Genomic DNA, 23,064 nt, shown 5'->3' with positions numbered 1-23,064 from the left:
CTCGCGTGAACGCGGGGCAGTCGCGCTACGGCTACGTCTTCGTCAGCGGGTACACCCTGCTGCTGCTCGCCTTCGGCCTGCTGCCCACGCTCTACGCCCTGTACCTCTCGTTCACGCGCAACGGCGCCTTCGTCGGCGTCGACAACTTCGTGCGGGTCTTCGGCGACTACCGGTTCCTTCCGGCGGTCATGCACGTGGCCCTCTACGTGCTCTTCTGGCTCGTGAGCCTCATCGTGCTCGTCGTCGTGCTCGCCATCGTCGTGCACGGCATCCGGGTGCGCTGGCTCGGCAACACCGCGCGGTTCCTCTTCTACATCCCGGGCGCCATCGCCGGCGCCTCGAGCGTGCTGCTCTGGCTCTTCGTGCTCGACCCCTCGGTCAGCCCCGTCTCGGCCCTGCTGCACGCCATGGGCTACGAGTCGCTCATCAACGTGGTCGCCGTCGGCAACCTGCCCGTGGTCTTCACCGTCATCGCCTTCTGGGCCGGAGCGGGCTCGTGGATCGTCATCATGTACGGCGCGCTCAACAACGTGCCGGTCGAGGTCATGGAGGCCGCCCGCATCGACGGCGCCGGCCCGGTGCAGACGGCCTGGCACATCCAGCTGCCGATGCTGACCAAGTGGATCAGCTACATGGGCGTCATGTCGCTGGCCGCCGGCACCCAGCTCTTCGTCGAGCCGAAGATCCTCGCGCAGGCGACGAAGAACATCGTGCCCGAGGACTACTCCCTGAACCAGCTCGCCTACCTCTACGCCTTCCGCCAGAACGACTTCTCGGGGTCCGCAGCGATCTCGGTGATGCTGCTCGTGGTCGCGCTGGGGCTCTCGGCGATCTTCATCTTCCGAGGAAAGCTGTTCGAACGTGACTGACCAGACCACTCGCGCCATCGTGACCAACGGGGCCCCGCGGCGCCGGGAGCGCCACGCCCTCACGCCGGGGCAATGGATCGGCCGGGCCGTCGTCGTGCTCGTGCTGCTCGTGTTCGCGGCCTTCTTCATCCTCCCGATCATCTGGCTCGTGCTCGCACCGACGAAGACGAACTCGCAGCTGCTGCAGGAGGGCCCGTTCAGCTTCGGGTCCTTCGACCAGCTCGCGGCCAACTGGAACGAGCTGTTCGCGTTCGGCAGCGGCGTCTTCACGACCTGGATGGGCAACTCGGCGTTCTACTCGTTCACCGCGCTCGTGATCACGCTGATCGTGAGCGTCCCGGCGGGGTACGCCCTCGCACTCATCGAGTTCAAGGGCCGCCGGCTGCTGCTCGTCACCACGCTCATCGTGATGCTCATCCCGAACACGGCGCTCGTGCTGCCGATCTTCCTCGAGCTGAGCGCGGCGAAGCTCATCGGCAGCCCGCTCGCGGTGATCCTGCCGTTCTCGTTCTTCCCGTTCGGCGTGTACCTGACCTACATCTACTTCTCGACCGCCGTCTCGCGCGACCTGCTGAACGCGGCCCGCATCGACGGCGCGGGCGAGGTGCGGGTGTTCGCCCAGGTCGCCATGCCGCTCGCGACGCCCGTGATCGCGCTCGTCGGCTTCTTCAGCTTCGTGGCGAACTGGAACAACTACTTCCTGCCGTTCCTCGTGGTCGGCGGAACGAAGATCCCCGTGCAGGTGGGGCTCGCGAACCTGCTCGCGAACGTGCCGGCCTTCAACCCGACCACGGCGTCGAGCATCGTGATCCAGTTGCCGACGCTCGCGCTCGCGACGCTGATCTCGGTGGCCCCGATCCTGCTCATCTTCCTGTTCGCGCAGCGTTTCCTCGTCGAGGGAATGACGGCCGGCGGAACCAAGGAATGACGGCGAGGACGACATGAAGATCACCGGATACCGCACCGTCACGGCCCAGCACCACTGGCGTCGCTCCATCGGCGACGTGAACGGCCACATCACCGAGGCCGTCACCGAGGTGCCCATCGTCATCCTCGAGACCGACGAGGGCATCGAGGGCATCGGCATCGGCTCGCACGCCGACCTCCACCGGCTGTTCCCCGCGATCGAGGGCGAAGACCCGAGGAGCGCCGCGGCGCTCTTCGACCGCATGCTCGCCCAGGTGTTCAAGAGCGGCCACGCGGGCGCGACCTACGGCGGCGTCGCGACGCTCGACGCCGCGCTCTGGGACCTCAAGGCGAAGGCCGCGGGCGAACCGCTCTGGCGCCTGCTCGGCGGGCGCGACCGGTTCGTGCCGGGGTACGCCTCGGGGCTCGACATCGCCCTCGACGACGACGAGCTCGCGGCGTTCTACGCCGAGTTCGCCGAACGCGGCTTCGTCGCGGGCAAGCTCAAGGGCGGGCTCGACCTCGACGCCGACCTGCGCCGTCTCGGCATCCTCGCCGAGGCGCTGCGCGTGAACACCGGCCGCCCCGGCCTCATGCTCGACGCGAACGAGTCGTGGCAGCTCAAGCAGGCGGTTCGCTACGTCTCGGCCATCGAGGAGCAGGTCGACCTGCTCTGGGTCGAGGAGCCGCTGCGCCGATGGGATGCCACCGGGCACGCCCGGCTGAGCAGCGGCATCAAGGCGGCCGTCGCGACGGGCGAGAACCTCACGGGCGTCGACCAGTTCCGCCCGCTGTTCGACGCCGGCGCGCCCGACATCGTGCAGGCCGGCGCGATCTGGGGCGTCTCCCACCTGCACCGCCTCTCGTTCGCGGCCGCGGCCCGCGACCTGCCGGTCAGCCCGGTCGGCTACAACGCGAACCCGGCGGTCGCGCACGTCATGACGGCGGTGCCGAACCACCTCACGACCGAAGTGCAGGCGCTCGACTTCGCCGACGGCGTGCTCGTCGACCACGAGTTCGTCGACGGCGGCATCGTGCTGAGCGACGAGCCCGGTGCGGGCATCGCCATCGACGAGGCCCTCATCGACGCGCGTCGCGACGGCGGAGGATGGGCCGACCCGGCCGGCCCCCACATGCGACCGACGCGAGCGGGCCTTCGCGTCGTGCTCGACGGCGTCGAGCGCTGAGAAGGAAGAACGGCATGGAACTGCGCCCCGGACTGCACCGCATCCAGGCTCCGCTCGGCGAACGATTCGTCGCCCTATACCTGCTCGTCGGCGACGACGCGGCACTGCTCGTCGACACGGGCGTGCGCGACAGCATCACCGAGTCCCTGCTGCCCTACCTCGACGCCGCGGGCATTCCGCGCGAGCGCGTGCGCTGGGCGGTCAACACCCACTGCGATTTCGACCACACGGGCGGCAACGGTGCGCTGAAGGCCGCGATCCCGACCGTGCAGATCGTCGCGCACGACCTCGACGCCGACCTCGTCGAAGACGTGCAGCAGCTCATCGACGTGCGCTACGGCGAGTTCCGCGAGACCGACGGCTTCGACGACCCGCCCGAGACCACGACGTACCTTCGGAGCGTCTCCGACCTCGTGCCGGTCGACCTGCGGGTCTCCGGCGGCGAGGAGTTCGACCTCGGCGGTCGCACGGTCCGCGTGCTGCACGTGCCCGGCCACAGCCCGGGTCACGTCGCGGTGCTCGACGAGCGCAACCGCGCCCTCCTGATCGGCGACGCGACCCTCGGCGCCACGGTGCCGTTCGCCGACGGCCGACCGGCGTTCCCGCCGACCTATCGCGACACCGATCCGTACGTCGAGAGCCTGCGCTCGTTCCGCGCGCTCGACGCCGACCTGCTGCTCACCGCGCACTACCCGGTGTACGAGGGCGAGGGCGTCGCCCGGTTCCTCGACGAGAGCGAGGCGTACACCGAGCGCGTCGACGAGGTCGTGTCGGCGCTGCTGCGCGACCGCACCGAACCGGCGACCACGCTCGAACTCGTGCGCGAGGCGGGCGCCGCCCTCGGGCCGTGGAACGCCGAGGCGCTCGACTACGCCGTCTTCCCCGTCACGGGCAACCTCGAACGGCTCGAACGGCGCGGGCTCGCGACATCCGTCATCGAAGCCGGCGGACGCCGCACCTGGCGGTGGGCGCGATGACCGGCCGGGTGCGCCTCGGGGCCGTCGGCGCCGGTTGGTGGGCGACGAGCAACCACTTCCCGATCTTCGCCGCCCGCGACGACGTCGAGCTCGTCGGCGTCTGCGGCATCGGCCCCGAACTCGAGACCGTGCGCGAGCAGTTCGGCTTCGGCATGGCCACGACCGACTACGCCGAACTGCTCGACCAGCCGCTCGACGCGATGGTCGTCGCGACCCCGCACGACCTGCACCACCCCCAGGCGGTCGCCGCGATCGAGCGAGGCCTGCACGTGCTCGTCGAGAAGCCCGTCACTCTCGACGCCGCGCAGGGCTGGGACCTCGCAGCCAAGGTGCGCGAGCACGGCGTGCACTTCCTCGCGCCGTACGGGTGGAACTACAAGCCGTTCACGGTCGCCGCCAAGCGCCTCGTCGAGGCCGGGCACCTGGGCGAGATCCAGCACGTGCTCTGCCACATGGCCTCGCCCACCCGCGGGCTCTTCGCGGGCGACACGAACCACATCCGCGCGCTCTGGGACTCCGAGACCAGCGGGCCCGAGCCCAGCACCTGGCAGTCGCCCGCACGCGGCGGCGGCTACGCCCACGGCCAGGTCACCCACTCGAGCGCCCTGCTGTTCTGGCTGAGCGGCCTGCGCGCGGCATCCGTCATGGCGAAGGTGTCGACGGGCGGCGCCGCGGTCGACCTCTTCAACGCCGCCGTCGTCACGTTCGACACCGGTGCGATCGGGGCGCTCTCGGGCGCGGCGACCGTGCCCGACGGCGACCCCTACCAGGTCGACATCCGCATCTTCGGCACCGAGGGCGTGCTCATGCTCGACACCGAGCGCGAGCGCGCCTGGCTGCACCGCTACGACGGAACCCGGTTCGACCTCGAGGTCGAACCCGGCGACGGCGCCTACGAGTGCATCGTGCCGCCCAACCGGTTCATCGACCTCATCACCGGGGCGAGCACCGAGAACAACTCCGACGTCGAGGTGGCGGCCCGCTCGGTGGAACTGATCGACGCCATGCTGCGCAGCGCCGCAGCGGGAGGAGCAGAAATGAACGTGCACGACGAGGAGCAGGCGGCATGACCGGGGCTCGAGGCGTCCTCGACGGCTACCGGGTGATCGACTGCTCGATCGCGATGGCCGGGCCCTTCGCGGCCCAGCGCCTCGGCGACCTCGGCGCCGACGTCATCAAGGTCGAGCCGACGACGGGGGAGTGGCAGCGCCACGCCGCCGCCGGTGGGGCCGCGGGCAACGAGATCAACGTGTCGTTCCTCTCGCTGAACCGCAACAAGCGCTCGGTCTCGCTCGACCTCAAGTCCGACGGCGGCAAGGCCGCGCTGCACGAGCTCATCGCCGGCGCCGACGTGTTCCTGCAGAACTACCGCCCTGGCGTGGCCGCCAGGCTCGGCGTCGACTACGCGTCGCTCCGCGAGATCAACCCGTCGGTCGTCTACGTGTCGATCTCGGGATACGGCGAAGACGGCCCCTACCGCGACCGCCCCGGCCAGGACCTGCTGCTGCAGGCCATGTCCGGTGCCATGTACTCGGCCGGACGCGACGGCGACGAGCCGTCGCCCGCCGGCCAGTACCTCGCCGACGCCATCACCGCGTCGACCGCGTTCGAGGGCGTGCTCGCCGCGCTGCTGCACCGCGAGCGCACCGGTGAGGGCCAGCTCGTCACCGTCAACATGCTCGACGCGCTCACGACCCTGCAGATGCAGGAGCTCTCGGTGTTCACGGTCGGCCGCAAGGCGCAGCAGCGCTCGGCCGAACCGCACGCCCACGTCTACATCCGTGCGCCCTACGGCGTCTTCGAGACGAGCGACGGCTACGTCGCGCTCGCCTTCGCCGACCTGCACGAGCTCGGCCGCCTCATCGACGAGCCCGCGTTCGAGGGCTGGTCGAGCGAGGTCGAGGGCTGGACCCGACGCGACGAGATCCACGCGCGCACGGCCGCGAAGCTGCGCGAGGCCACCGCCGCGCACTGGATCGCCACGCTCGGCGCCGCCGGCATGTGGATCGGGCCCGTGAACGACTACGCGAAGCTCGTCGAAGACCCGCAGATCGTGCACAACGGCACTTTCATCGAGTACGAGCACCCCACCGAGGGCGCCGTGAAGACGCCGGGCTTCCCGTACCGGTTCTCGGCCACGCCGCCGCAGCTCTACCGCGGTGCGCCGCGCGTGGGCGAGCACACCCGCGAGGTGCTCGCCGAGGCCGGGTTCGACGCCGACGCGATCGAGGCGCTGCTCGTCTCGGGGGCGGCACGGGCGACGGATGCTGCGGCCGCCGTCGCCGGCGTCGGATGACCGGGTACCGGGGGCTCACGTGGGATCACCCGCGGGGGCGCCGCGCGCTCGAGGCGGCTGCGGCCCGTTCGGGCGGCGGTGACTCGGCCGACGGCACGACCGTGCCGATCATCACGTGGGACGTGCACTCGCTCGAGGGCTTCGAGTCGGCGCCGATCGAGGAGCTCGCCGAGCGCTACGACGTCATCGTGCTCGACCACCCGCACCTCGGCGACGCGCTCGCGGCGGGGGTGCTGCGGCCGATCGACGACCTCTACCAGGCGGCGTTCGTGGTGGGGCTCCGCAGCGGTGCGGTCGGCCCGAGCACGGCGTCGTACACGGTCGACGGCCGCCTCTGGGCGCTGCCGCTCGACGCCGCGACGCAGGTCGCCGTGCGCGATCCCGAACGGCTCGACGCCTCACCGGCGACCTGGACCGAGGTGCTCGCGCTCGCGGAAGGCGGCGGGGCGCCGGTCGCCCTGAGCCTCGCCGGGCCGCATGCGCTGCTGAGCGTCATGTCGATGTGCGTCGCGTTCGGGCGGGAGCCCTCGGTCGTGCCCGGTGCAGGCCTCCTCAATGCCGACGTCGCGGCCTCGGCCGTCGAGCTGCTCGCCGCGATCGCGAGCCGCGCGCCGGCCGGGAGCGCCGACCTCAACCCGATCGGCCTGCTCGAGCGCATGCGCCACGACCGCGACATCGCGTACATCCCGCTCGTCTACGGCTACGTGAACTACGCCGTCGGCGACCGGGCGCTGCGCTTCGACAACGCGCCCGCGACCATCGCGTTCGGCCGTCGCGGCTCGACCATCGGCGGCACCGGCATCGCCTTCACGACGCGCAGCACGCCCGACCGAGCCCTCCTCGCGCACCTCGGCCACCTGCTCGACCCGGCGGTGCAGGCCGGGTTCATCCCCGAGCACGACGGGCAGCCGAGCCTGCGTGCCGCCTGGCGCGACGACGCCCTGAATGCGGCGTCCGGCGGGTTCTACCGCGACACGCTCGCGACGATCGAGCAGTCGTGGGTGCGACCTCGAGTGCCCGGCTTCACGCCGTTCCAGTCCGAGGCGTCCGCCCTGCTCCGAGACGCCATCCTCGGCGGCGCCTCGCCGAGCGCGACGATCGCCGCCGTCAACGCCAGCTTCGACGCCCTCGCGTCGACCACCGAACGGAGACACGCATGACCGCACCGCAGCACGAGCACGTGAGGGCCGTGGTCGACGGCGCCGTCGTCACGATCACGATCGCGCGCCCCGAGAAGCTGAACTCCGTCACGCAGGAGATGTCCAAGGCGCTCGTCGCCGTCATCGAATGGGCGGATGCCGCCGACGAGGTCCGTGCGATCGTGCTGACGGGCGACGGCGACCGCGCCTTCTGCGCCGGCTCCGACATCCGCACCCTCGACGCGTACGCGACGCCGTGGGAGTTCCGCAACCGCACCGACTACTGCGATGCGATCCGCGCCGCGCGCAAGCCCGTCATCGCGGCCGTCAACGGCTACGCGTTCGGCGGCGGGCTCGAGACGGCGCTGAGCTGCGACATCCGCATCGCCTCGACGACCGCGAGCTTCGCCGCCCCCGAGATCAAGCTCGGCTGGATCGGCGGCGGCGGCATGAGCACGTTCCTCGCGCACTCCGTCGGTCCGTCGAACGCGGCCGTGATGCTCATGACGGGCGACCCGATCGACGCCGAGACCGCGGTGCGCTGGGGGCTCGTGACCGAGCTCGTCGAGCCCGACCGGCTCGTGACGCGGGCGCGGGAGCTCGCCGCGGTCATCGCGACCAGGCCCCCGATCGCGGCCGAGACCGCGAAGGCCAACCTTCGCGCCGCCTTCAACATGACGCAGGACGAGTCGATCCGCTACGAGCGCGACCTGCAGACCGTGACGTTCGCGACCGCCGACGCCGACGAGGGCCGTGCCGCCTTCGCCGAGAAGCGTCCGGCCACCTTCCACCGACGCTGAGGAGCCCACGTGACCACCTGGCCCGTCGCCCGCGACCTGCTGCCCGCCGACGCCGACCACGCGACCCTCGTCGGGCGCGTCTGGCTGCCCGCGGGAGGTGAGCCCGCATTCGCGGGGCCCGCCGTCGTCGCCCTGCGCGGCGACGACGTGCTCGACGTCTCGACCGCGTTCCCGACCGTTCGGGCGCTCACCGAGACGCCCGACCCGGCGGCCGCCGTCGGCGCCGCGCTCGACGCCGGTCTCGGGGTGCGCATCGCCGGACTCGACGAGCTCGTCGCGAACACGCCGCCCGAGACGCGCGACCCCTCGAAGCCGTGGCTGCTCTCGCCCATCGACCTGCACGTGGTCAAGGCCGCGGGAGTCACGTTTCCGGTGTCCATGCTCGAGCGCGTCATCGAGGAGCGGGCGCGCGGCGACCAGGATGCCGCCGCGACGATCCGCCGCGACATCCTCGACACCATCGGCGGCAGCCTCGACGACCTGAAGCCGGGCTCCGACGAGGCGGCCGCACTGAAGGCCCTGCTCCTCGAACGCGGCTGGTGGAGCCAGTACCTCGAGGTCGGCATCGGGCCCGATGCCGAGGTGTTCACGAAGGCGCCCGTGCTCGCCACGGTCGGCACGAGCGTCGACGTGGGCGTGCACCCGGCCTCGCAGTGGAACAACCCCGAGCCCGAGATCGTGCTCGTCGTCAGCTCCGACGGCCGCATCGTCGGGGCGAGCCTCGGTAACGACGTGAACCTCCGAGACGTCGAGGGGCGCAGCGCGCTGCTGCTCGGCAAGGCGAAGGACAACAACGCGTCGGCCTCGGTCGGGCCGTTCGTCCGCCTGTTCGACGACGGCTACTCGCTCGACGACCTGCGCGCCTCGGTCGTCTCCCTCACGATCGACGGCGCAGACGGCTACCGCCTCGAGGGCACGAGCGAGCTCGCGCGCATCAGCCGCGACCCGGCCGACCTCGTCGCGCAGGTCGTGGGCGTGCACCACCAGTACCCCGACGGATTCGTGCTCTACCTCGGCACCATGTTCGCGCCGGTCGACGACCGCGACGTGCCCGGCCGGGGCTTCACGCACCACGACCACGACCTCGTGCGCATCGCCGAACCCCGTCTCGGGGCGCTCGTGAACCGCGTGCGCTCGACCGCCGATGCCGAACCGTGGACGTTCGGCATCGACGCCCTCTACCGATCCCTCGCCGCGCGCGGCCTGCTGCGCTGACCCCGGAGACCCATGCTCACCACCACCGACCCCCGCACCGGAACCGCCACCCCGACCGGGCTGCTGCCGACGACCGCGGAGCAGGCCGACGAGATCGTCCGGGCCGCCCGCGCCGCGTTCGCCGAGGTCTCGACCCGCGACCGCGCCTGGCGGGCGGGCCTGCTCGACGCGCTCGCCGACGCGCTCGAGGCCGACCGCGCCGGCCTCGTCGCCGTCGCCGACCGCGAGACCGGTCTCGGAACCGCCCGTCTCGACGGCGAGGTCTCTCGCAGCGCCTTCCAGTTCCGGCTGTTCGCCGAGGCCGTGCGCGAGGGCGGCTACCTCGAGGTCGCGATCGATCACGGCGGGCCGACGGCCCTCGGCCCGGCACCCGAGATCCGGCGCCTGCTCGTGCCGATCGGCCCGGTCGCGGTGTTCGGGTCGAGCAACTTCCCGTTCGCCTTCTCGGTCGCCGGCGGCGACACCGCCTCCGCGCTCGCGGGCGGCAACGCGGTCGTGCTGAAGGCGCACTCCTCGCACCTCGAGACCTCCGCGCGCTCGTTCGCAGTGCTCTCGGCGGCCGCGGCGGCCTACGGGGCTCCCGACGGCCTGCTCGGCATCGTCTACGGCACCGCGGCCGGAGCCGCGCTCGTCACGCACCCGCTCGTGCGCGCGGTCGGGTTCACGGGGTCGCTCGGCGGCGGGCAGGCGCTCATGGACCTCATCGCCGGTCGCGACGAGCCGATCCCCTTCTACGGCGAGCTCTCGAGCCTCAACCCGCTCGTCGTCACGCCGGGCGCCGCAGCCGCACGGGGCGAGGGCATCGCCGACGGTCTGTTCGGCTCGTTCACGCTCGGCAGCGGCCAGTTCTGCACCAAGCCCGGGATCGCCTTCGTGCCGAACGGCCCCGACGGCGACGCGCTCGTCGCACGACTGGTCGAACGGGCGACGGATGCCGCGGCATCCGTTCTGCTCAATGCGCGCATCGCGACCTCGTTCGACGAGATCCGCGACCGGCTGGTCGCCGAGGGCGCGGTCGAGCTGCTCGCCCGCGGCAGCGAGGCGGGCGACGGAGCCGGATTCACGGCGGCGCCCACCGTGCTCGGCGTCGACGCCGCACGGCTCACCGCCGCGGTCGCCGAGGAGGCGTTCGGCCCGCTCATCGTGGTCGCCCGCTACGACACGCAGGCCGAGATCGTCGCGGCCCTCGACGCGGTGCCCGACTCGCTCACGGCGACCGTGCACAGCGAGGCCGACGAGATCGATGCGGTCACGGCACTCGTCGCCGAGCTCGAGCCGCGCGTCGGACGCCTCGTGTTCGGCGGCTACCCCACGGGCGTGCGCGTGTCGTGGGCCCAGCACCACGGCGGACCGTGGCCGGCCACGAACTCGCAGCACACCTCGGTCGGCGTGAGCGCGATCCGTCGGTTCCTGCGCCCGCTCGCCTACCAGGACGCGCCGGAGGCCGTGCTGCCGGTCGAGCTGCGCGACGGGTTCCGCGGCGTTCCGCGGCGCGTCGACGGGGTGCTGCAGCTCGGCTGATGCGCGTGCTGCGCGGACGCGAATGGTCGCTCACTAGCCCGTGAAGCGACCATTCGCGTCTGCACGACGTCTGCACGACGCCCGACCGGCGTCAGCGGCCGAGCCAGCCTCCGTCGACGGGCAGGATCACGCCCGAGACGTAGTCCGACGCGGGGGCCGCGAGGAACACGGTGGCGCCGGCGAGGTCGTCGGGCCGACCCCAGCGCCCGGCCGGGATGCGGTCGAGGATCGCCTTCGAGCGGTCGGGGTCGTCGCGCAGGTTCTGCGTGTTGTCGGTGGCGATGTACCCGGGCGCGATGGCGTTGACCGTCACGCCGCGCGAGGTCCACTCGTTGGCGAGCGCCTTGACCAGGCCAGAGATGCCCGACTTCGCGGCCGCATAGCCGGGCACGTTGATGCCGCCCTGGAAGCTCAGCAGGCTCGCCGTGAAGATGATCTTGCCGCGCCCGCGTTCGAGCATGCCCGCGCCGACCGCCTGGGTGAGCACGAACTGGCTCGACAGGTTGATCTCGAGCACGCGATCCCACCAGTCGAGCGGATGCTCAGCGGCGGGCGCCCGCTCGATGGTGCCGGCGTTGTTCACGAGCACGCCGATCTCGCGTTCGCGCAGTTCGGCGCCGAGGGCGACGACGGCGTCGCGGTCGGCGAAGTCGACGGTGCGCGCCTCGAAGCGTCGACCATGAGCCTCGACGGCGGCGGCGATCGCGCTGCCCTCGGCCTCGAGCGTGGCGCTCACGCCGATGATGTCGGCGCCCGCCTCGGCGAGGGCCTCGGCCATGGCGAAGCCGATGCCGCGCTTGGCGCCCGTGACGACGGCGGTGGTTCCGGTGAGGTCGAAGGAGACGCTCATACGCCGACCCCCTGCGCGTCGACGGCGACGGATGCCGCGGCATCCGCCACCCCGTCGGTGCCGGGCTGCCCGGCCTGCACGTCGACGAGCACCTTCATCGCACGGCCCGCCTCCAGGTCGTCGAAGGCCGCGCGCGTCTCGGCGAGCGGCACGATCTTCGTGATGAGCAGGTCGCTCGGGATCGTGCCGTCGGCGACGAGCTCGACGGCGCGTTCGAAGTCGGTGCGCTGGTAGACGCGTGCGCCGAGGATGCGCAGTTCGCGCCAGAACACGCGCTGCAGGTCGATCTCTCGCGGCGTCGGGTGGATCGCGACGACGACGAGCGTGCCGCGCACCTTGGCGAGGGCTGTCGCGCCGAGCACGGCGGCCGCAGCGCCCGAGACCTCGAACACGACATCGGCACCGGCGCCGCCGGTCCACTGCTCGACCCAGGCGACCTGGTCGACCTCGCGCGGGTCGATCGTCTCGAAGCCGAGCCCCTCGATCTGCGCGCGCCGGTTGGCGTCGAGCTCGATCACGGCGACCTGGGCGCCGAACGCGCGGGCGACGGTGGCGATGAGCACGCCGATGGGGCCGCCGCCGATGACGACGGCGCGCTCGCCCCCGTGGATCTCGGCCCGGCGCACGTCGTGCACGGCGACCGCGACGGGTTCGACGAGCGCGGCAGCGTCGAGCGCCACGCCGTCGGGCAGGGCGACGAGCACATCGGCGGGCACGTTCCAGAACGCCTGCAGCGCGCCGGGGGAGTCGATGCCGATGAAGTCGAGGTTCTGGCAGATGTGCTCGTTGCCCGCGAGGCAGGCCGGGCAGGTGCCGTCCCAGGCGAGGGGCATGACCGTGACCGGCTGCCCGACGGCCCAGCCGTCGACGCCCTCGCCGATCGCGTCGATCGTGCCGCTCATCTCGTGGCCGAAGACGAGCGGCGTCTCGACCCTGGCGTCCATGCTGCCGTGGAGGATGTGCAGGTCGGTGCCGCAGAGGCCGACGTAGGCGACCCGGATGCGCACCTGCGCCGGCCCGGGCGCTTGGGGCTCGGTCTCGGCGATGGTGATGGTTCGGTCGCCCGTGTACGCGGCGGTCAGCATTGATCCTCCAGGGGGATGTCGGCGAATTGAGGAGACCAATCGCCTCGAATGCTCTCGATTATGGCAGAAGAATGGCGAAGCTCGATGGAATCATCTAACCTTTCACCAAACGCTTTCACGCCTGGAGGAACTCGATGTCGAGTCGCGCACTGCCCCGTCGCACCCTGCGATCCGGTCTGTCGATCACCGAACTCGGCTTCGGCGCCGCGCAACTCGGCAACCTCGCCCGCGCGACGACCGACGACGAGGCCGCAGCGGCCGTCGCCACGGCGTTCGACCGCGGCATCCGCTACTTCGACACCGCCCCGCACTACGGGCTCGGCCTCTCCGAGCGTCGGTTGGGCGCCGCGCTGGCGGCGTACCCGCGCGACGAGTACGTGCTCTCGACGAAGGTCGGCCGGCTCATCGTGCCGAACGACCGGTACGACGGCGTCGCCCGCGACGACCAGGGCTTCGACGTGCCCGCGACCTCGATCCGGCGGTTCGACCTCAGTCGCGACGGCATCCGGCGGTCGATCGACGAGAGCCTCGAGCGCCTCGGAGTCGATCGCATCGACGTCGCGTATCTGCACGACCCCGACGCCCACGGGCCCGAGGCGCACGCCGAGGCGATCCCGGCGCTCATCGAGCTCCGCGACGAGGGCGTGGTCTCGGCCGTCGGCACGGGCATGAACCAGTCCGCGATGCCGACCGAGTTCGTGCTGCGGCACGACATCGACGTCGTCATGCTCGCCGGGCGCTACACGCTGCTCGAGCAGGGCGCCCTCGACGACCTGCTGCCCGCCGTCGTCGAGCGAGGGGTCGCCATCGTCGCCGCGGGCGTCTACAACTCGGGCCTGCTCTCGCGCCCCCGACCCCCGGCCGACGCGCGCTACGACTACGCGCAGGCCCCCGACGCGGTCATCGCCCGGGCGAACGAGATCGCCGACGTCTGCGAGGCGTTCGGCGTGACCCTGCCCGAGGCCGCACTCGCGTTCGCGCTGCGGCATCCGGCCGTCGCCTCGGTCGTGGTCGGCATGCGCACCGCCGAGCAGGTCGAGCAGACGCTCGAGCGTGCCGCGGTGACCGTGCCCGACGAGCTCTGGTCGACCCTCGTCGAACGCGGGCTGCTGCGCGATGCCTGATCGGTCAGTCGGACTGCGTGGCGACGGATGCCGCGGCATCCGCCTCGTCGGAGGCACCCTCGAGGTGCCCCGCCGTGACCTCGGTCGCGGTGAACTCCTCGACGCCCAGCACGTGCACCTGCATGCGGATGCGCGCGCGGTCGGGATCGTGCGCGACGAGCGCCGCGAGGATCGCCCGGTGCTCCTGCTGGGTCGCGTGCACGGCGCCCTGCTGATGGATCGCGCGCCAGAGCCTCGCGCGGGCCGTTCGGCTCACGAGCGCGTCGATGATGGCGGCGAACGCCGGATTCCCGCTCGCATTGGCGATGAGCCGGTGGAACGCCGTGTCGACGTCGATGGTGGCCTCGAGGTCGATCTCGTCGCCCTCGAGCAGCGCCTCGCCGCGATCGAGGATGCGCGCCGCCTCGGCGAGGTCGTCGTCGCCGATGCGCAGCGCGGCGTGCGCGGCCGCCTCGGGTTCGAGCACGCGGCGCACGCCGAGCAGGTGCACGCTGTTCTCGGGGCTCTGCAGTTCGGCGAGCATGCCGAGCGGCTCGAACAGCCGGCCCGGTTCGAGCGAGGTCACGTAGGTGCCGTCGCCCTGCCTCGTCTCGAGGATGCCCAGGATCACGAGGGCGCGCACGCCCTCGCGCAGCGGGCCCCGCGAGACGCCGAGCCGCAGGCCGAGCTCCCGCTCGACGGGCAGCCGAGACCCGGCGACGAGCTCGCCGCTCGTGATCATCTGACGGATGCCGTCGATCACGACCTGCGCGCGCGAGCGTGCCGGGGCGTCGTCGGGGGCGGTCGGGCTCGTCATGGGCACAGCCTAGGCGACCGCGCACCCATCAGCCGTGAATTCATCAGATCTTTCACCCGAGAGGAGTTCGCATGACCGAGGTCATCGATGCCCACCAGCACGTCTGGGATCTCGAACGGGCCGAGTACGCCTGGCTCACGCCCGAGGCGGGCGTGCTCCACCGCACGATCGAGCTCGACGAGGTGCTGCCGGAGTTCGCCGTCGCGGGCGTCACGGGCACGGTGCTCGTGCAGTCGGCCGACGACGACGCCGACACCGACCACATGTTCGAGGTCGCGGCCCGTGCGCCCGTCGTGCGCGGCGTCGTCGGCTACGTGCCGCTGCACGAGCCCGGGCGTGCCGCCGAGCGTCTCGCCGAACTGCAGCGGCGACCGGGCTTCTGCGGCGTGCGCAACCTCATCCACGACCGCCCCGATCCGCACTGGCTGCGGCGACCCGACGTCGACGAGAGCCTCGGCCTGCTCGCCGCGGCGGGCGTGCCGTTCGACGTGGTCGGCGTGCTGCCCGAGCACCTCGAGGCCGTGCTGGCGATCTCTGAGCGGCATCCGGAGCTCGACCTCGTGCTCGACCACCTGAACAAGCCGCCGATCGGCGCGGGCGCGACCTCGAGCGAGGCGTGGCAGCCGTGGGCATCGCTCCTGGCCAGCGTCGCCGAGAACCCGCGCGTGCACGGCAAGGTCTCGGGCCTCTACGCCTCGACCGGCGACCCCGCCTCGTGGACGGTCGACTCGATCCGCCCCGTGTTCGACCACGCCCTCGACGTCTTCGGCGCCGACCGCCTCATGTACGGCGGCGACTGGCCCGTCTCGCTCATCGCGGGCGGCTACACGAGGGTCTGGCAGGGCATCGCCGAACTCGTCGCCGACCTGACCGACCCCGAACGCACCGACATCCTCGCGGGAACCGCCCGCAGGTTCTACTCCCTTCCCGACCTGGAGGTCCTCGATGACTGACCGTTTCACCCTCGCCCGCCTCGGAGACGAGGGCCGCGAGGTTCCCGTCGTGCGCGTCGGCGACCGCACGCTCGACGCCCGCTCGCTCACAGCCGACTTCGACGGCGCGTTCTTCGCCGCCGACGGCGTGGCCCGCATCGCGGCCGCCCTGGGCGATCTGCCCGAGCTCGACGCCGCCGAGGTCGCCGGACTGCGCGTCGGCGCGCCCGTCGCCCGCCCCGGCAAGGTCGTCTGCATTGGCCTGAACTACCGCGACCACGCCGAGGAGACGGGCGCCGCGCTGCCCGCCGAGCCGGTCATCTTCATGAAGGACCCGTCGACGGTCGTCGGCCCGTTCGACGACGTGCTCATCCCGCGCAACTCGACCAAGACCGACTGGGAGGTCGAGCTCGGCGTCGTCATCGGCACCACGGCCCGCTACCTCGACTCGCCCGACGAGGCCCTCGCGCACGTCGCCGGCTACGCGGTCTCGCACGACGTGTCGGAGCGCGAGTTCCAGCTCGAACGCGGCGGCCAGTGGGACAAGGGCAAGAGCTGCGAGACGTTCAACCCGCTCGGCCCGGTGCTCGTTCCCGCCGCCGACGTCGCCGACCCGCAGGCGCTCGGCCTGCGCCTCTGGGTCAACGGCACGCCGCGGCAGGACGGCAGCACCGCGAACATGCTCTTCTCGGTCGCGCACGTGATCTGGTACCTCAGCCAGTTCATGGTGCTGCGCCCCGGCGACCTCATCAACACGGGCACGCCGGCGGGCGTCGCGCTCGGCATCGCCGGCAACCCGTACCTGCGGGCCGGCGACACCGTCGAGCTCGAGATCGACGGCCTCGGCCGCGCGAGCCAGAAGCTGGTGCAGGCGTGAGCGGCGAGTTCGACGGACTCGTCGCGATCGTCACCGGCGGCGCATCCGGCATCGGCCTCGCCACGGCGCAGACGCTCACCGCGCGCGGCGCGACCGTGGCCGTGCTCGACCGCTCGCTCGACGGCCTGCCAGACGACCTCATCGGGTTCACGGCGGATGTCACCGACCGCCCTTCGATCGAGGCGGCCGTCGCCCAGGTCGCCGACCGGCTCGGCGGCATCGACATCGTCGTGAACAACGCCGGCATCAGCGCCGTCGGCACGGTCGCCGAGAACGACGACGCCGAATGGGCCCGCGTGCTCGACGTCAACGTCATCGGCATGGCCCGGGTGACCGCCGCGGCGCTGCCCTGGCTGCGACGCTCGGCCGCGGCATCCGTCGTCAACGTGAGCTCGATCGCGGCCCTGAACGGCCTGCCGCAGCGCGCGCTCTACTCCGCGTCGAAGGGCGCCGTGCTCGCGCTCACCTACGCGATGGCCACCGACCACGTCGCCGAGGGCATCCGCGTGAACTGCGTGTGCCCCGGCACCGTGTTCACGCCGTTCGTCGAGCGGATGCTGCAGGGCTTCGCCGATCCCGTCGCCGAACGCGCCGCGCTCGACGCCCGTCAGGCGACCGGTCGCATGGTCGACCCCGCAGAGGTCGCCGCCGCGATCGCCTACCTCGCGAGCCCGCTCTCGGTCTCGACCACCGGAACCGCGCTCGACGTCGACGGCGGCGTCTCGCACCTGCGGCCGCGCCCCGCCGGAACCCGCTCGTGAAGCGCCTCGCCTCGGTCATCGGCCTGCCCGTCGAGCACCGCGAGGAGTACGAGCGCCTGCACGCCGAGGTGTGGCCGGCGGTGCTCGCCCGCCTCACCGCGAGCAACATCCGCAACTACTCGATCTATCGGCACGGCGAGGTGCTCTTCGCCTACATGGAGTACGTCGGCGACGACCTCGAGGCCGACATGGCCGCGATCGCCGCCGACCCCGAGACCCAGCGCTGGTGGTCGGTGTGCGAGCCGCTGCAGCGGCCCTTCGCCGAGCGCGCCGCGGGCGAGTGGTGGATGGAGCTGCCCGAGATCTTCCACCTCGACTGACCGGATGCCGCGGGGCGGCGCCCGTGCGCGTCGGATGCGCCAGCCGTCGCGACGTGAACGCTGAGTCGTCGCGTCGTGCAGCGCAACCCCGGCCCGCCGTGGCATCGGGCACGGCATGATGGCGGTATGGCCCCAGACATCCCCGGCATGACCGGCATGCCGGCACCGCAGTTCGTCATGAGCACCAACGGGCGCCGCATCGCGACCTACTCGTGGGGCGACGACGAGGCGACCACGGTGCTGCTCGTGCACGGATTCGCGTCGAGTGCGCGCGACAACTGGGTCAACACGGGTTGGGTGCGCGACCTGACCCGCGCCGGCTACCGCGTGCTCGCGATCGACCAGCGAGGGCACGGCGCGAGCGACAAGCCGTACCTCGACCGCGCCTACGTCATGGACCTCTTCGTCGAAGACGTCGTGACCGTGCTCGACGACCATCTGCTCGAGAGCGTGCACTACGTCGGCTACTCGCTCGGCGCCCGCGTCGGATGGCAGGTCGCCGTCGCCCACCCCGAGCGCGTCGATCGGGCGGTGCTCGGCGGCATCCCCGACGGGCGCCCGCTCGCGCGCCTCCAGATCGACCAGGCCCGCGCCTACCTCGAGCACGGAACCCCCGTCGAAGACCAGGTCACGCGCAACTACGTCACCCTGACCGAGCGCGTGCCCGGCAACGACCTCGGAGCCCTCATCGCGCTCGCCGAGGGCATGCGCCTGGGCGACGCCGACCCCGACGTCTCGAACCCGCCGCCGCAGCGCGTGCTCTTCGCGACCGGCAGCGAAGACGCCATTCTCGAGCGCTCGCGCCTGCTCGCGGCGGCGACGCCGGGCAGTACGTTCCTCGAGCTGCCGGGGCGCCATCACTTCAACGCGCCCGTGTCTCGGGAGTTCCGTCACGGAGCGGTGGCGTTCCTCGGCGAGGACTGACCTCGGCGAGGACTTACCTCGGCGAGGACTGACCTCGCCGAGGCCGAGGTGCCGCGCGGCGATGCCCGCGTCGCCCGGGCTCAGGCCGGCTCGAGCTCGAGCTGCAGCCAGTCGGCGAGCTCGCGGACCTCGGCCTCGACGGCGGCGCGGGTCGCACGATCGAACGCCTCGTCTTCGTGGATCGCGTGCACGGTGAACGTTCCGCGCTTGCGGTCGGCCCGGGCGTCGAGCTTGCCCACGAGCCGGTCGCCATGCAGGATCGGCAGCGCGAAGTAGCCCCAGCGTCGTTTCGCCTCGGGCTTGTACATCTCGAGCGTGTACTCGAAGTCGAAGAGCTGCTGCGCGCGCACCCGGTCGTAGACCAGGCGGTCGAACGGCGAGAGCAGCGCGGTGCGCCCGGCGAAGCCAGACCGGTCGGCGTCGAGCGCCGCGGGGTCGACACGCCATTCGCCGAGAACCCCCTCGACCTCGGCCGGCTCGCCGGCCGCGCCGACGTCGACGGGCTCGAGCGGCATCTTGGTCGACTTCGCCCTCGCGATGCCGAGCGCGGCCAGCCGCCGGACGTCGCGCTCGGCGGCCGCCTGCTCGAGCGAGAGCACCGGCGGCGCGTCGAACGACGGATGGACGCGCCCGGCGATCGTGAAGAGCCGTTCGCGCCCGCGCCGGCCGGCGATGGCGATCTCGCCCTGCATGGCGAGGCACTCGAGCATCCGGCCGACGTTGCGGTTGTGGGTCCACCCGGTCGACTGCCACGGCACCACACTCGTGTCGTTGAGCTCGCGGGAGGTGAGGGGCTCGGGGGAGGCCTCGAAGCGGTTCAGGATGTCGCGTCGGAACGTCGCGTTCTGCTCGAGCCACTCCCTGGCCCGCGGCCAGGTCGGCCACTCGGCCATCTCGGCTCGGAAGAGCGGGATGTCGTCGATCGGCCGCACGAGCGCATCGAACTCGAACAGCGTGCGGTCGCGCTCGACCGCCTGCACGAGGTCGGCCGGCCGGTGCGCCGAGCCGAGGCGGCTCCACGCGACCAGGTCGGCGTTCGGCGCGACGGCGGCGGTCGGGTCGATCTGCAGCAGCGTGAGATGGCGCACCGTCGCGAGCAGCTCGGTCGGCCGGTCAGCGGTGAGGAGCTGGGCCCGCACCGCCACGCGCCTCGCGGTCGCCCGGTCGAGACGGTGCACGCCGGTCAGCCCCGGATCGCGCGGTTGCTTCGGATCAGGCCCGTCGGGTCGACCCGCTGCTTCACGGCCGTGAGCCGATCGAGCACCGCGGGCGGGTAGACCAGCGAGAGCGGACCGGCGCCGAGCATCGTCGGCACGCCGCCCTGGGCCGCGTGGCGCGCGGCGAGGTCTCGCAGCGGCTGCAGGGCCGCATCGGGGTCGAGCGCGGGGTTCATGAGCAGCACGCCCGAGCTGAGCACCAACGGCGCGTGCACCGCGCCGACGGCCGACAGCTCTGCGCCGAGCTCTTCGGCCGTCGCGCCGCCCATGGCGCGGAAGCCGGCCCGCGTGAGCCCGTGCGCCGCGCCGGCGATGAACGCCTCGACGAACTCGGCCGCGAACGCGTCGTCGTCGCTGCCGATCGACGCGCCGAAGTCGGCGGTGGGCATGGGGTCGGTCGGCTCCGCGGCGACCGCGGCGAGCTGCCCGACGGTGAACACCGTGAGCGAGTTCGCGATGGGCTCGGCGACGGCGAGCAGCCGCTCGGCGTGGGCGCGCCCGGTCGCCTCGTCGCCGAGGTGCACGATGCCGACCGAGGCGACCACGCGGCCGCGCAGGTGCGGCGGCATCACGTCGAGGTCGGGGAACTGCATCATGCCGATGTCGAGGCCGAGCTCGGGCACGTCGCGAGCAAGCGCGAACGCGGCCGAGATCACGGGCACCGCGCTCTCGGACGGGAACACCAGCCCGCCGCCGAAGATCGCGTCGGCGGGGAAGAGCTCGAGCTCGATGGCCGTGACGACCCCGAACGCGCCGCCGCCGCCGCGCAGCGCCCAGATGAGCTCGGCGTCGTCGGCATCGGACACGCGTCGCACCTCGCCCGCGGCGTCGACGAGCTCGACGGCCGCGATCGACCTGGCCGTGAGCCCGAAGCTCCGACTGAACATCGAGTGTCCGCCGTTGAGCGCGAGGCCCACGACGTTGACCTCGGGGTTCGACCCGGCGAGGCCGACGAGTCCGGTGCCGTCGAGCGCCTGCAGCGCTGCGCCCCAGTTGACGCCCGCGCCGACGCGGAGCGTTCGGCCCTCGACGTCGACCGTGAGCTCGTCGAACGCGGATGGGCGGATCAGGATCACGCCGTCGAGGTCGTCGGTGGCCCCGTGCCCGTTCGGCTGGGTCGTCACGCCGAGCCCCGCCGAGGCCGCGGCGGCGAGGATCGCCTGCACGTCGGCGACGTCGGCCGGGGTGGCGACCGCCGCGGGGCGTTGGTCGACGCTGAGGTTCCACGGCGATCTCGCCGCGTCGTACTCGGCATCGGCCGGCAGCACGAGCGTGCCGGTGAGCGTGGTGCGGAGGTCTTCGAGCGCGGTCGCGCGGGCGTCGGTCATCGGTGGAGCCCCTCTCATCCGCCGCACACGTTACTCGCGGCATCCGACATCGTCACGGGGTCCGTCGGGCGGCGGAGGTCGCGTGGCCGCGCCCCGGGCGACGGATGCCGTGGGGCGGGCGCCCGGCCGGGCCACGTACGCTTGGGGCGCCAGAACTTCGCCGCGCGGCATCCGCCCGCCGTGTGCGCGTGGCATGCCCGAGCGAGCGTGCCGTCACCGAGAGGACCCCCGTGAGCCTGATCCGCCTGAACGACGTGAGCATCGAGTTCGACGGGCGACCCGTGCTGAAGGAGGCGTTCCTGAAGCTCAAGGCGGGCGACCGCGTGGGCCTCATCGGCAAGAACGGCACGGGCAAGACGAGCCTGCTCGAGGTCGTGCTCGGGCGCCGCGACCCGACCGCCGGCACGCGCGACGTGACGCTCGGCACGACGATCGGCTACTTCTCGCAGTTCTCGGAGCTCGACGGCGAGCAGTCGATCCAGCAGACACTGAGCGGGCACTTCGCCGACGTGCACGAGACCCAGGCGCGCCTCGACGAGATCGGCATGGCGCTCGCCGAGCCCATGGGCGGCGACGAGATGACCCGCCTGCTCACCGAGCAGGGCGAGCTCTTCGAGCGCATGGACCACATCGGCGGCTGGACCTACGAGACCACCATCGACACCGTGCTCACGCGCCTCGGCTTCGACGCCGAGCGCCGCGCCCTGCCGATCGACCGGCTCTCGGGCGGATGGCGCAACCGGGCCGCGCTCGCGCAGATCCTCGTGCAGTCGCCCGACGTGCTGCTGCTCGACGAGCCGACGAACTTCCTCGACCTCGACGGCGTGAAGTGGATCGAGAACTGGCTCTCGAGCTTCGCGGGCGCCGTGCTCGTCGTCTCGCACGACCGCCAGTTCCTCGACGGCGTCGTCGACCGCATCATCGAGCTCGAGAACTACCGCCTCCAGGAGTACGAGGGCGACTACTCCGCCTACGTGCACGCGAAGCAGTCGCGCCTGAAGATGCTCGAGAAGCAGTTCGCGCACGAGGAGGAGCTGCTGGCCTACGAGCAGGCCGCGTCGGCCGCACGCCGCGAGGCCGCGCGCAACCCCTCGAACGCGGTCGCGCGCCGCCTCGCCGACATCAAGAAGCGGCAGGCGCCCCGCCCGATCGACCAGATCATCACGGGCATCTACGAGGGCCTGCGGGTCAGCAACGACCTGCTCACCGTCACCGGCCTGTCGAAGGGCTTCAACGGCACGCCCCTGTTCGAGAACGTCTCGTTCGACCTGCACCGCGGCGACCGGGTCGCGGTGCTCGGCTCGAACGGCTCGGGCAAGTCGACCCTGCTCGACGTGCTCACGGGCGAGACCGAGGCGGATGCCGGCAGCGTGCGCTGGGCGAAGGGCGCCAGGTTCGTCTCGTACAACCGGGTCTACGCAGAGCTCGACCTCGAGGACACCGTCGGTCACGCCGTGAACGCCTACCCCGACTCCCTCGCGTTCACCGCGACGAAGAAGTCCGTGAACCGGTTCCTCGCGATGCTGCAGTTCTCGGAGGCCGACCTCAAGCAGAAGATCGGCACGCTCTCGGGCGGGCAGCGCGCCCGCGTCGCGATCGCGCAGTGCCTGCTCTCGGGGGCCGCCGTGATCGTGCTCGACGAGCCCACGAACCACCTCGACATCACCTCGACCCAGGTCATGGAGCGCGCGCTCACGCACTTCCCGGGCGCCGTGGTGGTCGTGAGCCACGACCGCTTCTTCGTCGACAAGCTCGCCGACCGCCTGCTCGTCTTCGAGGGCGGCGGGCGCGTGCGCGAGACGCCGGCGACCGGCGCGCTCTAGAGCGGCCGAGCTGGGCCGGCCCTCAGAACGGCCAATCTCCGTTCATCGGAACGGCCAATCTCCGTTCATCAGGACTCGCGATCTCGAAGGCGATCGCTTGCGGTGAAATGGTGCGCA

22 protein-coding genes are annotated in these 23,064 nt (G+C 72.0%); 17 read left to right on the top strand and 5 right to left on the bottom strand.

Annotated elements, in window-relative coordinates; all coding sequences use genetic code 11:
* The first annotated feature begins 5 nt into the window (after positions 1-5).
* The 10 genes from GQR16_RS14370 to GQR16_RS14325 are packed head-to-tail and all read left to right on the top strand — an operon-like array spanning position 6 to position 10,910.
* Positions 6-869, top strand: coding sequence for a carbohydrate ABC transporter permease (locus GQR16_RS14370; protein ID WP_246200859.1), 864 nt, complete (start codon positions 6-8; stop codon positions 867-869).
* Positions 862-1,797: a carbohydrate ABC transporter permease gene (locus GQR16_RS14365; RefSeq protein WP_246200858.1), complete on the top strand. Its 936-nt coding sequence runs from the start codon at positions 862-864 to the stop codon at positions 1,795-1,797. The genes GQR16_RS14370 and GQR16_RS14365 overlap by 8 nt, the downstream gene beginning before the upstream one ends.
* 13 nt (positions 1,798-1,810) lie before the next feature.
* Positions 1,811-2,962, top strand: a complete 1,152-nt coding sequence (locus tag GQR16_RS14360; protein WP_157415844.1) for a mandelate racemase/muconate lactonizing enzyme family protein — start codon at positions 1,811-1,813, stop codon at positions 2,960-2,962.
* A gap of 14 nt (positions 2,963-2,976) precedes the next feature.
* Complete coding sequence (locus GQR16_RS14355; protein WP_170298514.1) at positions 2,977-3,939, top strand: MBL fold metallo-hydrolase; 963 nt, start codon at positions 2,977-2,979, stop codon at positions 3,937-3,939.
* Positions 3,936-5,009 (top strand): Gfo/Idh/MocA family protein, encoded by a 1,074-nt coding sequence (locus GQR16_RS14350; protein ID WP_157415842.1) that lies wholly within the window; start codon positions 3,936-3,938, stop codon positions 5,007-5,009. The genes GQR16_RS14355 and GQR16_RS14350 overlap by 4 nt, the downstream gene beginning before the upstream one ends.
* Complete coding sequence (locus tag GQR16_RS14345; protein ID WP_157415841.1) at positions 5,006-6,235, top strand: CaiB/BaiF CoA transferase family protein; 1,230 nt, start codon at positions 5,006-5,008, stop codon at positions 6,233-6,235. Before GQR16_RS14350 ends, GQR16_RS14345 begins: the two co-directional genes overlap by 4 nt.
* A complete protein-coding gene (locus tag GQR16_RS14340) occupies positions 6,232-7,395 on the top strand; it encodes a type 2 periplasmic-binding domain-containing protein (RefSeq protein WP_157415840.1) in 1,164 nt (387 codons plus the stop codon). The genes GQR16_RS14345 and GQR16_RS14340 overlap by 4 nt, the downstream gene beginning before the upstream one ends.
* The gene (locus GQR16_RS14335) at positions 7,392-8,174 is read left to right on the top strand and encodes an enoyl-CoA hydratase/isomerase family protein (RefSeq protein WP_157415839.1); all 783 of its coding nucleotides are present in this window, start codon (positions 7,392-7,394) and stop codon (positions 8,172-8,174) included. Before GQR16_RS14340 ends, GQR16_RS14335 begins: the two co-directional genes overlap by 4 nt.
* Before the next feature lie 9 nt (positions 8,175-8,183).
* Positions 8,184-9,389: a fumarylacetoacetate hydrolase family protein gene (locus tag GQR16_RS14330; protein WP_157415838.1), complete on the top strand. Its 1,206-nt coding sequence runs from the start codon at positions 8,184-8,186 to the stop codon at positions 9,387-9,389.
* A 12-nt stretch (positions 9,390-9,401) separates the two neighbouring features.
* Positions 9,402-10,910, top strand: coding sequence for an aldehyde dehydrogenase (NADP(+)) (locus tag GQR16_RS14325; RefSeq protein WP_157415837.1), 1,509 nt, complete (start codon positions 9,402-9,404; stop codon positions 10,908-10,910).
* A 91-nt stretch (positions 10,911-11,001) separates the two neighbouring features.
* Here GQR16_RS14325 and GQR16_RS14320 read toward each other — a convergent pair whose 3' ends face one another.
* Positions 11,002-11,760: an SDR family oxidoreductase gene (locus GQR16_RS14320; RefSeq protein ID WP_157415836.1), complete on the bottom strand. Its 759-nt coding sequence runs from the start codon at positions 11,758-11,760 to the stop codon at positions 11,002-11,004.
* Positions 11,757-12,845 carry a zinc-dependent alcohol dehydrogenase gene (locus tag GQR16_RS14315; RefSeq protein WP_157415835.1) on the bottom strand — a complete coding sequence of 363 codons (1,089 nt, stop codon included), beginning with the start codon at positions 12,843-12,845 and terminating at the stop codon, positions 11,757-11,759. The genes GQR16_RS14320 and GQR16_RS14315 overlap by 4 nt, the downstream gene beginning before the upstream one ends.
* 134 nt (positions 12,846-12,979) lie before the next feature.
* Between GQR16_RS14315 and GQR16_RS14310 the strand changes: the two genes are divergently transcribed.
* The gene (locus tag GQR16_RS14310; protein WP_157415834.1) at positions 12,980-13,969 is read left to right on the top strand and encodes an aldo/keto reductase; all 990 of its coding nucleotides are present in this window, start codon (positions 12,980-12,982) and stop codon (positions 13,967-13,969) included.
* A 4-nt stretch (positions 13,970-13,973) separates the two neighbouring features.
* On the opposite strand, the gene GQR16_RS14305 is transcribed toward GQR16_RS14310, so the two are convergent.
* Positions 13,974-14,765: a FadR/GntR family transcriptional regulator gene (locus GQR16_RS14305; protein WP_157415833.1), complete on the bottom strand. Its 792-nt coding sequence runs from the start codon at positions 14,763-14,765 to the stop codon at positions 13,974-13,976.
* A 71-nt stretch (positions 14,766-14,836) separates the two neighbouring features.
* On the opposite strand from GQR16_RS14305, the gene GQR16_RS14300 reads away from it, so the two are divergent.
* From GQR16_RS14300 to GQR16_RS14280, 5 genes are all read left to right on the top strand, one after another.
* Complete coding sequence (locus GQR16_RS14300) at positions 14,837-15,718, top strand: amidohydrolase family protein (RefSeq protein ID WP_157415832.1); 882 nt, start codon at positions 14,837-14,839, stop codon at positions 15,716-15,718.
* Positions 15,711-16,574 carry a fumarylacetoacetate hydrolase family protein gene (locus GQR16_RS14295; RefSeq protein WP_157415831.1) on the top strand — a complete coding sequence of 288 codons (864 nt, stop codon included), beginning with the start codon at positions 15,711-15,713 and terminating at the stop codon, positions 16,572-16,574. Before GQR16_RS14300 ends, GQR16_RS14295 begins: the two co-directional genes overlap by 8 nt.
* Positions 16,571-17,335 (top strand): SDR family NAD(P)-dependent oxidoreductase, encoded by a 765-nt coding sequence (locus tag GQR16_RS14290; RefSeq protein WP_157415830.1) that lies wholly within the window; start codon positions 16,571-16,573, stop codon positions 17,333-17,335. Before GQR16_RS14295 ends, GQR16_RS14290 begins: the two co-directional genes overlap by 4 nt.
* Complete coding sequence (locus GQR16_RS14285; protein ID WP_157415829.1) at positions 17,332-17,655, top strand: L-rhamnose mutarotase; 324 nt, start codon at positions 17,332-17,334, stop codon at positions 17,653-17,655. Before GQR16_RS14290 ends, GQR16_RS14285 begins: the two co-directional genes overlap by 4 nt.
* Before the next feature lie 126 nt (positions 17,656-17,781).
* Positions 17,782-18,579, top strand: a complete 798-nt coding sequence (locus GQR16_RS14280; RefSeq protein ID WP_157415828.1) for an alpha/beta fold hydrolase — start codon at positions 17,782-17,784, stop codon at positions 18,577-18,579.
* Positions 18,580-18,659: 80 nt separating this feature from the next.
* Here the strand turns inward: GQR16_RS14280 and GQR16_RS14275 are convergent, their stop codons facing one another.
* Both GQR16_RS14275 and GQR16_RS14270 read right to left on the bottom strand, forming a co-directional pair.
* Positions 18,660-19,718 carry a DNA glycosylase AlkZ-like family protein gene (locus tag GQR16_RS14275; RefSeq protein WP_246200857.1) on the bottom strand — a complete coding sequence of 353 codons (1,059 nt, stop codon included), beginning with the start codon at positions 19,716-19,718 and terminating at the stop codon, positions 18,660-18,662.
* 44 nt (positions 19,719-19,762) lie between these two features.
* Positions 19,763-21,124 (bottom strand): FAD-binding oxidoreductase, encoded by a 1,362-nt coding sequence (locus GQR16_RS14270; RefSeq protein ID WP_170298513.1) that lies wholly within the window; start codon positions 21,122-21,124, stop codon positions 19,763-19,765.
* A gap of 230 nt (positions 21,125-21,354) precedes the next feature.
* On the opposite strand from GQR16_RS14270, the gene GQR16_RS14265 reads away from it, so the two are divergent.
* Complete coding sequence (locus GQR16_RS14265) at positions 21,355-22,947, top strand: ABC-F family ATP-binding cassette domain-containing protein (RefSeq protein WP_157415825.1); 1,593 nt, start codon at positions 21,355-21,357, stop codon at positions 22,945-22,947.
* The last annotated feature ends 117 nt before the right edge of the window (positions 22,948-23,064 follow it).

Origin of the sequence: Agromyces allii (assembly GCF_009749385.1) — a bacterium.
Taxonomy (GTDB): Bacteria; Actinomycetota; Actinomycetes; order Actinomycetales; family Microbacteriaceae; genus Agromyces; species Agromyces allii.
The sequence above is the reverse complement of the archived record's forward strand: the minus strand, read 5'-3'. Positions and strand labels throughout refer to the sequence as shown.

What these genes read in the sequence shown, in the direction of transcription:
- GQR16_RS14360 (WP_157415844.1), top strand. Translation starts at nt 1,811, where the DNA reads ATGAAGATCACCGGATACCGCACCGTCACGGCCCAGCACCACTGGCGT.
- GQR16_RS14355 (WP_170298514.1), top strand. Translation starts at nt 2,977, where the DNA reads ATGGAACTGCGCCCCGGACTGCACCGCATCCAGGCTCCGCTCGGCGAA.
- GQR16_RS14350 (WP_157415842.1), top strand. Translation starts at nt 3,936, where the DNA reads ATGACCGGCCGGGTGCGCCTCGGGGCCGTCGGCGCCGGTTGGTGGGCG.
- GQR16_RS14345 (WP_157415841.1), top strand. Translation starts at nt 5,006, where the DNA reads ATGACCGGGGCTCGAGGCGTCCTCGACGGCTACCGGGTGATCGACTGC.
- GQR16_RS14340 (WP_157415840.1), top strand. Translation starts at nt 6,232, where the DNA reads ATGACCGGGTACCGGGGGCTCACGTGGGATCACCCGCGGGGGCGCCGC.
- GQR16_RS14335 (WP_157415839.1), top strand. Translation starts at nt 7,392, where the DNA reads ATGACCGCACCGCAGCACGAGCACGTGAGGGCCGTGGTCGACGGCGCC.
- GQR16_RS14325 (WP_157415837.1), top strand. Translation starts at nt 9,402, where the DNA reads ATGCTCACCACCACCGACCCCCGCACCGGAACCGCCACCCCGACCGGG.
- GQR16_RS14320 (WP_157415836.1), bottom strand. Translation starts at nt 11,760, where the DNA reads ATGAGCGTCTCCTTCGACCTCACCGGAACCACCGCCGTCGTCACGGGC.
- GQR16_RS14315 (WP_157415835.1), bottom strand. Translation starts at nt 12,845, where the DNA reads ATGCTGACCGCCGCGTACACGGGCGACCGAACCATCACCATCGCCGAG.
- GQR16_RS14310 (WP_157415834.1), top strand. Translation starts at nt 12,980, where the DNA reads ATGTCGAGTCGCGCACTGCCCCGTCGCACCCTGCGATCCGGTCTGTCG.
- GQR16_RS14305 (WP_157415833.1), bottom strand. Translation starts at nt 14,765, where the DNA reads ATGACGAGCCCGACCGCCCCCGACGACGCCCCGGCACGCTCGCGCGCG.
- GQR16_RS14300 (WP_157415832.1), top strand. Translation starts at nt 14,837, where the DNA reads ATGACCGAGGTCATCGATGCCCACCAGCACGTCTGGGATCTCGAACGG.
- GQR16_RS14295 (WP_157415831.1), top strand. Translation starts at nt 15,711, where the DNA reads ATGACTGACCGTTTCACCCTCGCCCGCCTCGGAGACGAGGGCCGCGAG.
- GQR16_RS14280 (WP_157415828.1), top strand. Translation starts at nt 17,782, where the DNA reads ATGGCCCCAGACATCCCCGGCATGACCGGCATGCCGGCACCGCAGTTC.
- GQR16_RS14270 (WP_170298513.1), bottom strand. Translation starts at nt 21,124, where the DNA reads ATGACCGACGCCCGCGCGACCGCGCTCGAAGACCTCCGCACCACGCTC.